This window comes from Nonomuraea cavernae (assembly GCF_014646355.1).
Classification (GTDB): domain Bacteria; phylum Actinomycetota; class Actinomycetes; order Streptosporangiales; family Streptosporangiaceae; genus Nonomuraea; species Nonomuraea cavernae.
In genome coordinates this window covers 206322-217887 of the sequence record NZ_BMNH01000010.1, presented here as the reverse complement: position 1 = coordinate 217887, position 11566 = coordinate 206322, and the positions used below count along the sequence as shown (strand labels likewise).

The window sequence follows — 11566 nt, the reverse complement described above, 5'->3', positions numbered from 1 at the left end:
CGGGCCGCCGGTCGCCGGGCGGCGGCGCACCGCGCTCGGGCGCGGTGGGCCCTCGGTCGCCGGGCGGCGGCGCCAGCCGCACCCGGCCCGCGCCGGCCGGGTAGGGCACCGGCGTCCAGATCTCCTCCAGCACGCCCGCGACGGCCTCGCGCAGGTCCCACGGGTCGCCCACGCCTCCCGCCGCCAGCAGCGCGCGCAGCAGCTCGGCCGCCTGGGGACGGTCCGCGGGCTCCTTGGCCAGCGCCGCCTCGACGGCGGGCCGCAGCAGCGCGGGCACACCCTCGACGCGCGGATCCTCGACCATGATGCGGCGGGCCAGCACGTCGGCCTCGCCCCCGCCGAACGGATGGCAGCCCGTGGCGGCGAACGCCACCAGGCAGCCCCAGGCGAACACGTCGGACGCAGGCACCGCGGGCCCTCCGGTCAGCCGCTCGGGCGACACCCAGCCGGGGCTGCCCATGACCTGGCCGGCCTGGGTGTGCGCGGCGAGCGTGTCGACGTCGCGGGCGATGCCGAAGTCGATGACGCGGGGCCCGCCAGTGGACAGCAGCACGTTGCCGGGCTTGAGATCGCGATGCACCAGCCCGGCGTCGTGCACGGCGACCAGCGCCGCCGCCACCCCGAGCCCCACCCCGTAGGCCAGATCGGGGGTGAGCGGGCCCCGGGCGGCCACGACCTGGGAGAGCGCCGGGCCGGGGACGTATTCGCTGACCAGGTAGGGACGGTCCCGGTCGGTGCCGTCCTCGACCACCGCTGCCGTGCAGAACGGGACGATTCGCCGGGAAAAAGTGACTTCTTCGGCGAAACGGGCGCGCAACGTGGGATCCTTGAGGTGCACGGCATGCGGCGTCTTGAGTGCGACCAGACCGCCCCTTGGGTGCTCCGCCAGATAGACCACGCCCATGCCCCCGGTGCCCAGCCGGCCCAGCAGGAGATATCGGCCGATGATCACCGGGTCGCCCACCGTAAGCGGCCTCACGCCTGGAGGCATGTCGCTCGAACCACGCGCCATCCGAGTTTCGCCTCTCCTGTCCGGGACACGGCAAAGCACACTGTGGCCTCATCGGACGGGCGTTTCCGCATGACCTCCGGAAGGGGTATCAGTGGTAAGGCGTTCGTACCCCTGGAGTGAGTAAGGGCTGTGGCCTGGTGGTCTGAAGTGGTGTTTCGCCCCAGACGTGCCGCACGGGAACGATCGACCGCGCGCACCCCGGAGAGATCAGCCGAGGGCGGCGGCCTCCTCGGCCTCCACCTGACGGTTCCAGTCCTTCTTCACCGCGCGCCAGGCCTCGTCGTCGACCCCGGCACGCCAGTAGCCGGAGATCGACAGCCGCTCCATCGGCACCCCGCGCTCGACCCTGAGGTGGCGCCGCAGTCGCTTGACGAACCCCGCCTCGCCGTGCACGAAGGCGTGCACGTCGCCTCCGGGGAAGGCCAGCGCGGACACGGCCTCCACCAGCGCGTCGCCGAGCGGGCGGTCGTTGCGGTAGAGCCAGGAGATCTGGACGTCGGCGGACGCGCCCAGCTTCAGCTCGTCGCGGGGGCCGTCCACCTCCACGAACACGTGGGCCGGCACCCCCTCGGGCAGCGCCTCGACGGAGGCCGCGATGGCCGGAAGCGCGCTCTCGTCACCCACCAGCAGGTGCCAGGCGGCCTGCGGGTCGGGCGCATAGTCGCCTCCCGGCCCCAGCATCATGATCGCGTCGCCGGGGACCGCCCCCGCGGCCCAGGGCCCGGCCAGCCCCTTGTCGCCGTGGTGCACGAAGTCGATCGTGAGCTCCAGCGTCTCGGGGTCCCAGGCGCGCACGGTGTAGGTGCGCAGCCGGGGCCAGACCTCGCGCGGCATGGTCTCACGCACCTGCTTCACACTGAACGGGGTCGGGTAGTCGACCCCCTCGTGCGGGAACACCAGCTTCACGTAGTGGTCGGTGAGCCCCCGCGTCGCGAAGTCGCGCAGGCCGTCACCGCCCAGCACCACGCGGATCATGTGCGGCGTCAGCCGCTCGGTGCGCAGCACCACACCCAGATGGTGATCCCTCGGCTTGTCGGTCATCGCACGACTCCTCGCGACTGGTTAGGTATACCTAACCTACCGCGCGTCCGGAGTCGCCGTGCGATCTCCGGTCAGGCGGCCGCCGTCTCCCCCCGGGACGAGCCGTCGGCCACCGCGGCGAGGAAGTCGGACATGTGGCGGAAGGAGTGGCGGGCCTCCGGCAGCACGTCCGCCAGGATGGGGAAGACGTGCGGCATCCGCGGCCACTCCTCGTACGTCACCGGCACGCCCGCCTGCCGGGCCCGCAACGCCGCCCGCCGCGCCTCGTCGCGGAGCACCTCCGTCGACCCGGTCACGATCATCAGCGGCGGCAGCCCCGTGAAGTCGCCCAGCACCGGCGACACCAGCGGGTCGTGCGGGTCCAGGCCCGAGGTCCAGCGGCGCGCCAGCCAGCGCACCCGGCTGGCCGGCAGCATCGGGTCCTGCCAGCGGTTGGCCCGGCGTGGGATGTCGGTCAGGTCGGTCCAGGGCGACAGGCAGATGGCCGCCGAGGGCAGCGGCACGCCGCGGTCGCGCAGCGCCAGCAGCGCGGCCAGCGTGAGGTGGCCGCCGGCGGAGTCACCCGCCAGGATGATGTCCCGCGCGGCGTGCCCGCGCTCCAGCAGACACGTGTACGCGTCCAGCGCGTCGCTCAGCGAGTCGGCCAGCTTGTGGATAGGGCCCTGGCGGTAGTCGAGCGCGAGCACGGGCCGGCCGGCCACCGCCGACAGACGCCAGGTGATGGACCGGTGCGTCTTCGGCGAGCAGAAGAAGTAGCCGCCGCCGTGGAAGTAGAGCAGCACCTTCGACTCGTCCAGCTCCTGCCCGGCACGGACCCACTCGCCGCCGCACGCTCCGGAGCTGTGCGGCAGGATGCCGACGTGCTCGGGCGCCGAGTGGGGCACCATCAGCACGAGGTCACCCAGGCGGGAGGCGCAGTCGAGGGCCAGCGTGTGGCGCATGAGCAGGCTGGAGACCGGCTTCAGCGTGCCGCGCATCAGACCGGTGAGCGCGCGCGCCTGCCAGCTGAGGGGGTAGTCCGGAGTGACGTCCCTGTCGATGTGCATGCTCGGTCCTCCGAGGAATCCTTTCCCCGCGGAACGCTGCTCTACTCACAAGTATGTATCTCATCGCTTACCCGGATGTTTCGGGCATGTATCGCGTGCCGGTTCCGGGTTGTCATCTCGTTGCGCGAGGTGGGCCGGGCGCGGACGGCACGAGGGATCAGTAGTAGCCGCCCTGCGGGCTCTCCTCGTAGTCGTCGTCGAGGTCGTCATGCTGCCGCGCCCACCGGGAGGGCATCAGCACGGGGATGAACAGGGCCACTCCGAGCAGCGCGAACGTGCCCGTGGAGAGCAGCGTCTTCGCGCCGGATCCGGCCTCCCTGACCAGTTGGTTCACCGACGGCTGGTCGGGGACGAGGGACAGGGCGCGGTTCATGTCGAGGGCGTACACGACCGTCCACGCCAGCAGCGCCATCGCGGGCAGGAACGTGGCCAGCGGCGAGACGCGGCCCGCCACCACCAGGCCCACCACCAGGCCGACCGCGGCCATCGCGCCGAGCGCGATCCACAGCTTCTGCCCGCCGGCGGGGGCGGCCTGCGCGTTGCCCAGCGCCTGCTGGACGGCCCATCCCCCGCCTCCCACCACGGCCGCCGTGACCACGATCCCGATGAGCAGACCAGCGAAATGCCGCAACGTTCTCACCCCAAGTCGACGTATCGGCTCGACCTTAGCGACAAAAGCCGTAAATCAACCAGGTATTGGGCAGCTTGCCGGTAGCCGTCCCATCGAGGGGGTGCGCGTGAGATCATGTGGCACACTCATGCGCGCCGAACTTCCCCTGAGGCTCGCGCGGACGGCCGCCTTCGCCGCCGTCTGCGTGACGCTCGCCGCGCTGGCTCACGCGGTGAGCGGCGGCTCCACGCCCGCTCCGTGGGTCGCGGCGCTCGGTCTCGGCGCGGTGTTCGCGCCGGCCCTGGCACTGGGCGGCCGGGAGCGCTCGACCGCCACGATCAACGTCGCGCTGGTCTGCGCGCAACTGGGGCTGCACGAGTTGTTCGGCGGCGACGACGGCACCGGCTACGTCGCGGCCCACCTCCACGGCCGGGGCTTCGGCAACGACGTCGGCATGCTGCTGGCCCACCTGACCGCCACCGCCCTCACCGGCTGGTGGCTGGCACGCGGCGAGGCCGCGCTGTGGGCGACGCTGCGCCGCCTGGTCCGCCCTCTCGTCCTGCTTTGGCCGCCGCCCCTCCCCCTCGCGCGTCCGGCCGCCACCGTCGTCGTGCGGGCCCGCGACGTCCCGCCCGATCCGGCGCTGCGGCACTCCGTCGCCAGGCGTGGTCCTCCACTTCCCGCCTGATCGCCGACCCCCGTTACTTCCTCGACCAGTCAAGTGGAGATTCGCCATGTCCTTCGTTCGCCGTGCCGCGACGGTGCTCGCCGCCGCCACCGCCGTCACCGTCGGCCTCTCGCTGCCCGCCCTCGCCCACGTCACCATCAACCCCGGCACCGCCGAGCAGGGCGGGTTCACCAAGGTCGCCTTCCGGGTGCCCAACGAGCGCGACGACGCCTCGACCGTGAAGATCGAGGTCTCCTTCCCCGTCGAGCACCCGCTGGCGTTCGTCTCGGTCAAGCCGGTGCCGGGGTGGAGCGTCAAGGTCACCGAGAGCAAGCTGCCCTCGCCGGTCAAGACCGAGTACGGCGAGCTCACCGAATCGGTCAGCAAGGTCGTCTGGGAGGGCGGCAAGATCGGCAAGGGCGAGTTCCAGGAGTTCGAGGTGTCCATGGGCCGCCTGCCCGAGAGCGTCGACCAGTTGATCTTCCCGACCAAGCAGACCTACTCCGGCGGCGAGGTCGTCGACTGGTCCGACGCGCCCAAGGCCGACGGCACCGAGGCCGAGCATCCCGCCCCCCTGCTGAAGCTCACGCCCGCCGCCAAGGAGGGGGCCACGGCGCCCGTCTCGGCCACGGGCGCGGCTCCCCAGGTGGCGCGGGTGGCCACGGTCACGGCCGCCTCCGACGGCACCGCCCGGGTGCTGGGCGGCGCGGGGCTCGCGCTCGGCGTGATCGGCCTCGTGGTCGCCGCCCTGGCGCTGCGCCGGCGCCCCGCATGACAGACGGACGGCGGGCGCCCGGCCGGGGCGCCCGCCGTCCGCGGTGCCTGCCTCACTTCTTGAACGTGTCCTTGATCTTTTTGCCGGCGTCCTTGACCTTCTCACCCGCCTGCTTGACGCCGCCCTTGGTCCGCTCGGCGCGGCCCTCGGCCTGCAGCCGCTCGTCGTCGGTGAGGTCTCCGACGTTCTCCTTGGCCCGGCCCTTGAGCTCCTCGGCCTTGTGGGCGAACTTGTCGTCGGTTCCCATGTGGGTGCCTCTCTCTCGTGGTTGCGTTGGCCACGACACCCCTATCCGCACAGGTCAGGAGGAAACGTCCGTCATCGCCGGGCACCCGTCAGGAGGTGATGTCCTTGCCGGAGAAACGCGCCCAGGCCACGGATCCGGACAGCACGATGTAGGCGCCGAAGGTGAGCAGCCCCTCCGCCATGGCGCCGGTATCGATCGGGCTGCGCAGCGCCCCGTCGAAACCCGTCCAGCGCGCCGGCAGCAGATAGTCGGCCAGGCCGTCGAACTGCGGGATGGCGCGCAGCACCTGCGAGACGATGACGATCACCATGGTGCCCGCGACCGCGCCGATGGACACCTCGGTGAACGTCGACAGCGCCAGCGCGACCGCGGCCAGCGCGGCCATCCCGGCGCCGACGTAACCGACGCTGATCAGGATCCGCAGCAGCCCCTCGGCCACCGGCACGGTGGTGCCCGACAGCAGCGTCACCGGCCCGACCGGGAACATGATCAGCCCCGTCACCAGCGCGGACAGCGCCACCACGGCCGTCACGGCGAAGGAGAAGACCACCGCGTTGAGGTACTTGACCGCCAGTAGCCGGGTGCGCCCGGCGGGCGCGGCCAGCAGGTAGCGCAGGGTCCCGGTGCCCGCCTCGCCGGCGATCGCGTCGCCCGCGACCATGGCGACCGCGACCGGCATCAGCAGCACGACGAGGAAGGACAGCGAGGCGAACGTCAGCATGAGGCTGTTGCCCGCGACCGACGTCACGATCCCGCCCAACTCCGCGTCGGCCGCGACCAGCCGCAGCGCCACCCCCATCACGACGGGCACGCCGGCCAGCACCCCGAGCATCACCAGGTTGCGCGGGCGGCGGAAGGTCAGGCCCAGTTCGGAGCCGAGCAGCCGCCAGAACGCCGAGGAGGAGCGCCGCGGCGGCACCGCGCCCGCCGGCGGCTCGGGCGGCCGGCGCTCGGTGGCGCGCGAGGTCTCGGGCACCGGCACGAGCCCCGGTGTCGTGCGCGTCCGCGTCTCAGCCGTCGACATCGAATCCCTCTCCCGTCAGTCCGACGAACACGTCCTCCAGGCTCGGCCGTACGACCGAGAGCCCTCGTACGGCGACGCCCTCGCCGACCAGCGCGGCGTTGACCCGCTCGGGCGCGTGGCCGCCGAGCTCGGCCGTGACCTCCGCGTCCGTGGCGCGCACGTCGGCCAGGCCGAGCGCGGCGAGCACCCGCGCGGCGCCGGCCGGGTCGGGCGTCTCGATCCTGACGCGGCTGACCTGGCCACCGCTGAGCGAGGCGATCGTTCCCTGCGCGACCAGCCGGCCGGTGCTCATGATCGCGGCGTGCGTGCACATCTGCTCCACCTCGGCCAGCAGGTGCGAGGAGACGAAGACGGTGGTGCCGTCGGCGGCGATCTCCTTGACCAGCGCGCGCACCTCGCGGGTGCCCTGCGGGTCGAGCCCGTTGGTCGGCTCGTCGAGGACGAGCAGCTCACGCGGCCCGAGCAGGGCCGCGGCGATGGCCAGGCGCTGGCGCATGCCGAGCGAGTAGTTGCGGTAGCGCTTGCCCGCCGCGGCGCCGAGCCCGACCCGGTCGAGCGCCTCGCCGACACGCCGCCTGACGGTGGCGCCGGAGGCGGTGGGGTCGGCGGCGTCGAAGCGGCGCAGGTTGGCCTCGCCCGACAGGTAGGGGTAGAAGGCGGGGCCCTCGACCAGCGCCCCCACCCTGGGCAGCGCGCCGGCCAGCGGCAGGCCGAGCAGGGTGTGCTCCCCGGCGGTGGGCGCGACGAGGCCGAGCAGCATCCGGATGGTCGTGGTCTTGCCCGAGCCGTTGGGCCCGAGGAAGCCGTAGACCGAGCCGCGCGGCACGTCGAGGTCGAGGGAGTCGACCGCGACCTGGCCGCCGCGGAAGCGCTTGGTCAGGCCGCGCGTGACGATGGCGGCCCCGGCGGAGGGCGGGGCCGCCCCGAAGGGCGCCCCCGCTTCGCGCGTCATGACGGTCACCTGGTGCCCGCCACCCGGACGATCTCCTCCGGAGTGACCGCGCCGGCCAGCAGGCGGCCGTCGTCGGTCAGCAGGACCGTGACCAGCTTGGTGGTGATCAGCTTGCCCGAGCCCCACGTGCCGCTCACCGGGGTGGCGGACTTGAGCACGTTGTCCAGGAGCGCCTTGGCCTCCGCCGGGTCGCCCTGGCCGCCGGGCGCCTCGGCCGGCAGCGAGCCGAGGTCCGGCATCGGGGCCACCACCACGCCGCTCCAGCCCTCGCCGACGACCTTCAGGTCCTTGGCGGCCTTGGCGTCCCCGGTGTGCTCGCCCGTGTGCTCGCCGGCCTTGCCGTCGGAGATCACCTCGCCGAGGGTCTGCTCCTCAACCTTGGCGCCGGCGGGCGGGGTGAAGACGAAGTTCTCCTCGGCGGGCGGGGTGAACGTCACCTGGGTGAAGCCCACCTCGAAGGCCGGCTCGGCCGAGCCCTTGGCGTACACCTGCACCCGCAGCGGGACGTAGGTCTCGCCGTCGAGCGCCAGGCGCACCTCCTGCACCAGCGAGGCCTCGGCCTTCGGCCGCAGCACCAGCTGGTAGGCGGGACGGCCGGCCACCTCGGCGGTGTTGGTGACGCCGATCGCGGTGTGCTCCTCGGCCTTGGCCAGCACCTTCGCCGCCGCGGCCTGCGGGGTCAGGTCGGACGGCGTGGGCGCGGGCGTGGCCGGTTCGTGCGCCCAGCCGGCGCCCGCCTTGATCTTGATCTTGGTGGCGGTGTTGCCGTCGCTGTCCCAGTACCAGGCCTCGTCGCCGTTGACGATGAGGTTGGTCTCGTTCATGTGGGTCGGCATCGCCACCCTGAGCCTGTCCTGCGCGCCGTACCAGACCTTCACCTCGTGCGAGCCCGACAGCAGGGCGAGCGGGGACTCGCCGCCCATCTGGGGCAGCGCGGGCAGGCCGAGTGACGCGGTCTGCCGGACGGTGCCGGACATCGGCAGCGGGCCATCGGTTCTCTCGACGGCGGCCACGGCGTCGGCGAGCAGTTGCTGTGCCGAACGCTCGGGCAGCGCCGGATCGCCGCTCACCGCGGCGACGACGGGGCCGGCGCCGATCGCGGCTCCGATCACGGCGGCGGCGGCGATCGGGACTCCCCACCTCACGAACGTGCCTTTACGCATCTCACTCCTTAACGGTATGTCGATGACCAGAGCCTGCGTGATGCATCCTTAGGCGAACCTGAGACAGCCTGAGACCCCTCTCAGCCTTCTCAGCGTCGTCTCAGGGCGGGAGCGGGAGGATCGGGGCCATGAGAGTGCTTGTCGTCGAAGACGAAAGGCGGATGGCCGCCGCGTTGCAGCGGGGGTTGCGGGCCGAGGGCTTCTCCGTCGACCTCGCCCACGACGGCGAGCAGGGGCTGCACGAGGCCAGGCACGGCGACTACGACGTGGTGGTGCTCGACATCATGCTGCCCCGGCTGTCCGGCTACAACGTGTGCAAGCAGTTGCGCGCCGAGGAGAACTGGGTGCCGATCCTGATGCTGTCGGCGAAGGACGGCGAGTACGACATGGCCGACGGGCTCGACCTGGGCGCCGACGACTACCTGACCAAGCCGTTCTCCTACGTGGTGCTGGTGGCCAGGCTGCGCGCGCTACTGCGGCGCGACTCCGGGCGGCGGCCGGCGGTGCTGGCGGCGGGCGACCTGTCGCTCGACCCGGCCCGGCGCAGGGTGCTGCGCGGCGAGAGCCCGATCGAGTTGACGCCCCGGGAGTTCGCGCTGCTCGAATACCTGCTGCGCAGGCGCGAGGAGGTCGTGTCGAAGACCGACATCCTGGAGCACGTCTGGGACACCTTCGACACCGATCCCAACGTGGTCGAGGTGTACGTCGGCTACCTGCGGCGCAAGATCGACGTCCCGTTCGGCCGCAACTCCCTGCAGACCGTGCGCGGCGCGGGCTACCGGCTGGCCGGCGACGGTGGCTGACTCCCCCTATGCCTGGTGGCGGCGGCAGGGGCTGAGGTTCAGGCTGACCGTGGTGGCCGCCACGGTGCTCGCCCTGGCCCTGGCCGTGTCGGCGTCGGTGCTGCTCACCGTGCTCGACCGGACCCTGATCGACACGGTCGACGACTCGACTCGGGCGCAGGCGCAGACCGTCCGGGTGCAGGCCGACTCGGACACGCTGACCACCCCGATCACCACCCACGACGGCACGATCGTGCAGGTGATCGACGCCGCGGGCCGCATCACGCACGTCACCTACGGCGCCGACCGGCTGGTGCCCCTGCTCGCCGCCCACGACAGGGAACGGGCGCTGCACGAGGGCAGCGCGACGTTCGTCGACGGCCGGCCCTACGCGATCCCGGGACCACTGCGGGTGGTGGTGCTCCGCGCCGACCGCGGGCAGACGGTGATCGCGGCCCGGCCGGTGGGCGAGATCCAGACCAGTCTCGGTACGGCCGCCAGGGTGCTGTTCGTGGGCACGCCGCTGCTGATCGTGCTGCTGGCCGCGGCCAGCTGGCTGATCATCGGCCGGACGCTGCGCCCGATCACCGCGCTGCGCCGGGGCGCGGCGGAGATCACGCACACGGCCAGGTCGCGCCGGCTGCCGGTGCCCGAGTCGCGCGACGAGGTGCACTGGCTGGCGACCACGCTCAACGGCATGCTGGCCCGGCTGGAGGAGGCCGAGCAGCGCCAGCGCGCGCTGGTCTCCGACGCCGCCCACGAGCTGCGCAGCCCGCTGGCCAGCATCCGGCTCCAGCTGGAGGTGGCGCTCGGCCATCCGGAGGGGCAGGACTGGCCGGAGACCGCCGAGGGCGTGCTGGAGGACGCCATGCGGCTGTCGCGGCTGGCCGAGGACCTGCTCGCGCTGGCCCGCCTCGACGAGCGCGGCGGCGTGCCCGCCAGGAACGAGCCGGTCCAGCTCGACGAGGTGGTCCGGCAGATCGCCGAGCGCCACGGCGAGGTCAGGCTGACCGTGTGCGACCCGGTGCTGGTCCGCGGTGACACGCTCGACCTGAGCAGGGTGCTGACCAACCTGGTGGACAACGCCGTGCGGCACACCTCGTCCAAGGTGGAGGTGGCGCTGACCGCCGACGGGGTGCTGACCGTGACCGACGACGGGCCGGGCATCCCGGAGGAGGACCGGGAGCGGGTGTTCAACCGGTTCACCCGGCTCGACTCGGGGCGCAGCCGCGACGAGGGCGGCGCCGGGCTGGGTCTCGCGATCGTCCAGGAGACCGTGCGCGCGCACGGCGGCGTGGTGAGCCTGGAGGACGCCGGGCCGGGGCTGCGCGCCGTGGTGCGGCTGCCCGTGGCCGGGTGACCCCGCTCAGCTGAGGCGGGCCAGCTCGGCGAGCGCCGTCGTGGCCGAGGCCGCGTCGTGCACGCGGAAGACCCGCGCGCCGAGCAGGGCGGAGATCGCCAGGGTGGCGATCGTGCCCGCGTGCCGCCGCTCGACCGGCAGCCCGCCCAGCGTCTCGCCGACGAAGTCCTTGTTGGACACGGCGACCAGCACCGGCCAGCCCGTGGCGGTCATCTCGCCGAGCCGGCGGCTGACCTCCAGCGAGTGGAAGGTGTTCTTGCCGAAGTCGTGCGCCGGGTCGATGAGGATCGACTCGCGCGGCACCCCGGCGGCGACGGCCCGCTCGGCCAGGGCCGTGGTGTAGGAGACGACGTCGGCCACCACGTCGTCGTAGGCGATGCGGTGTGGGCGGGTGCGGGGACGGACCCGCCCGGCGTGCGCGCAGACCAGCCCGATGCCGTGCCTGGCGGCCACTCCGGCCAGGCCGGGATCGACGCCGCCCCAGGTGTCGTTGAGCAGGTCGGCGCCGGCCCTGGCGACCACCTCGCCGACCTCGGCCCGCCAGGTGTCGACGCTGACGAGCAGCCGGGGATGCCGCTCGCGGACGGCCTCGACCAGGTCGGCGACCCGGCGGATCTCCTCGCGGGCGTCGACCTCGTCGCCGGGACCGGCCTTGACGCCGCCGATGTCGACGATGTCGGCGCCGCCCTCGACCGCCCGGTCCACCGCCTCGATCGCGGCGTCGAAGCCGTAGGTGCGGCCCTTGTCGAAGAAGGAGTCGGGCGTGCGGTTGACCACGGCCATCACGGCGTGCTCCCCCGGGCCGAACTCCCGGCCGCGCAGGCGCAGAGTGCTCATCATCGGCGAGCGTACCGCGCCGCCCGCGACGGGGTACGGCAGGGCGGGCG

At 73.0% G+C, this 11566-nt stretch carries 13 protein-coding genes; 4 read left to right on the top strand and 9 right to left on the bottom strand.

Features of this window, described 5'->3' with window-relative positions; all coding sequences use genetic code 11:
- The 4 genes from IEY82_RS18850 to IEY82_RS18835 all read right to left on the bottom strand — a co-directional run.
- On the bottom strand, positions 1–979 hold a 979-nt coding region (locus IEY82_RS18850), incomplete at its 3' end, for a serine/threonine-protein kinase (RefSeq protein WP_189125451.1).
- A 240-nt stretch (positions 980–1219) separates the two neighbouring features.
- Entirely contained in the window at positions 1220–2053 is an 834-nt protein-coding gene (locus IEY82_RS18845) for a siderophore-interacting protein (protein WP_189125450.1), read from the bottom strand.
- Positions 2054–2124: 71 nt separating this feature from the next.
- Entirely contained in the window at positions 2125–3099 is a 975-nt protein-coding gene (locus IEY82_RS18840) for an alpha/beta hydrolase fold domain-containing protein (RefSeq protein ID WP_189125449.1), read from the bottom strand.
- Between the two features lie 157 nt (positions 3100–3256).
- Positions 3257–3739, bottom strand: coding sequence for a hypothetical protein (locus tag IEY82_RS18835; protein WP_225262978.1), 483 nt, complete (start codon positions 3737–3739; stop codon positions 3257–3259).
- 118 nt (positions 3740–3857) lie between these two features.
- Here IEY82_RS18835 and IEY82_RS18830 point away from each other — a divergent pair, with 118 nt between their 5' ends.
- Together IEY82_RS18830 and IEY82_RS18825 are read left to right on the top strand one after the other, a co-directional pair.
- Positions 3858–4397: an MFS transporter gene (locus tag IEY82_RS18830; protein WP_225262976.1), complete on the top strand. Its 540-nt coding sequence runs from the start codon at positions 3858–3860 to the stop codon at positions 4395–4397.
- A 46-nt stretch (positions 4398–4443) separates the two neighbouring features.
- A complete protein-coding gene (locus tag IEY82_RS18825; protein ID WP_189125448.1) occupies positions 4444–5151 on the top strand; it encodes a YcnI family copper-binding membrane protein in 708 nt (235 codons plus the stop codon).
- 52 nt (positions 5152–5203) lie between these two features.
- Here IEY82_RS18825 and IEY82_RS18820 read toward each other — a convergent pair whose 3' ends face one another.
- From IEY82_RS18820 to IEY82_RS18805, 4 genes are all read right to left on the bottom strand, one after another.
- Positions 5204–5398: a CsbD family protein gene (locus tag IEY82_RS18820; protein ID WP_189125447.1), complete on the bottom strand. Its 195-nt coding sequence runs from the start codon at positions 5396–5398 to the stop codon at positions 5204–5206.
- 88 nt (positions 5399–5486) lie between these two features.
- Positions 5487–6422 carry an ABC transporter permease gene (locus IEY82_RS18815; RefSeq protein ID WP_189125446.1) on the bottom strand — a complete coding sequence of 312 codons (936 nt, stop codon included), beginning with the start codon at positions 6420–6422 and terminating at the stop codon, positions 5487–5489.
- Positions 6409–7374 carry an ABC transporter ATP-binding protein gene (locus tag IEY82_RS18810; protein WP_189125445.1) on the bottom strand — a complete coding sequence of 322 codons (966 nt, stop codon included), beginning with the start codon at positions 7372–7374 and terminating at the stop codon, positions 6409–6411. Before IEY82_RS18810 ends, IEY82_RS18815 begins: the two co-directional genes overlap by 14 nt.
- A gap of 5 nt (positions 7375–7379) precedes the next feature.
- Entirely contained in the window at positions 7380–8537 is a 1158-nt protein-coding gene (locus IEY82_RS18805) for a LolA family protein (protein WP_189125444.1), read from the bottom strand.
- A 128-nt stretch (positions 8538–8665) separates the two neighbouring features.
- Between IEY82_RS18805 and IEY82_RS18800 the strand changes: the two genes are divergently transcribed.
- Both IEY82_RS18800 and IEY82_RS18795 read left to right on the top strand, forming a co-directional pair.
- Positions 8666–9340 (top strand): response regulator transcription factor, encoded by a 675-nt coding sequence (locus IEY82_RS18800; RefSeq protein ID WP_189125443.1) that lies wholly within the window; start codon positions 8666–8668, stop codon positions 9338–9340.
- Positions 9333–10679, top strand: a complete 1347-nt coding sequence (locus tag IEY82_RS18795; RefSeq protein ID WP_189125442.1) for a sensor histidine kinase — start codon at positions 9333–9335, stop codon at positions 10677–10679. Before IEY82_RS18800 ends, IEY82_RS18795 begins: the two co-directional genes overlap by 8 nt.
- Before the next feature lie 6 nt (positions 10680–10685).
- On the opposite strand, the gene folP is transcribed toward IEY82_RS18795, so the two are convergent.
- On the bottom strand, positions 10686–11516 hold the full coding sequence (folP, locus tag IEY82_RS18790; protein ID WP_189125441.1) for a dihydropteroate synthase: 831 nt from the start codon (positions 11514–11516) through the stop codon (positions 10686–10688).
- Positions 11517–11566 lie beyond the last annotated feature (50 nt).

Bases quoted from the DNA above. Each gene is read 5' to 3' on its own strand.
- IEY82_RS18845 (WP_189125450.1), bottom strand. From the start codon at position 2,053: ATGACCGACAAGCCGAGGGATCACCATCTGGGTGTGGTGCTGCGCACC.
- IEY82_RS18840 (WP_189125449.1), bottom strand. From the start codon at position 3,099: ATGCACATCGACAGGGACGTCACTCCGGACTACCCCCTCAGCTGGCAG.
- IEY82_RS18830 (WP_225262976.1), top strand. From the start codon at position 3,858: ATGCGCGCCGAACTTCCCCTGAGGCTCGCGCGGACGGCCGCCTTCGCC.
- IEY82_RS18825 (WP_189125448.1), top strand. From the start codon at position 4,444: ATGTCCTTCGTTCGCCGTGCCGCGACGGTGCTCGCCGCCGCCACCGCC.
- IEY82_RS18820 (WP_189125447.1), bottom strand. From the start codon at position 5,398: ATGGGAACCGACGACAAGTTCGCCCACAAGGCCGAGGAGCTCAAGGGC.
- IEY82_RS18815 (WP_189125446.1), bottom strand. From the start codon at position 6,422: ATGTCGACGGCTGAGACGCGGACGCGCACGACACCGGGGCTCGTGCCG.
- IEY82_RS18810 (WP_189125445.1), bottom strand. From the start codon at position 7,374: ATGACGCGCGAAGCGGGGGCGCCCTTCGGGGCGGCCCCGCCCTCCGCC.
- IEY82_RS18805 (WP_189125444.1), bottom strand. From the start codon at position 8,537: ATGCGTAAAGGCACGTTCGTGAGGTGGGGAGTCCCGATCGCCGCCGCC.
- IEY82_RS18800 (WP_189125443.1), top strand. From the start codon at position 8,666: ATGAGAGTGCTTGTCGTCGAAGACGAAAGGCGGATGGCCGCCGCGTTG.
- folP (WP_189125441.1), bottom strand. From the start codon at position 11,516: ATGAGCACTCTGCGCCTGCGCGGCCGGGAGTTCGGCCCGGGGGAGCAC.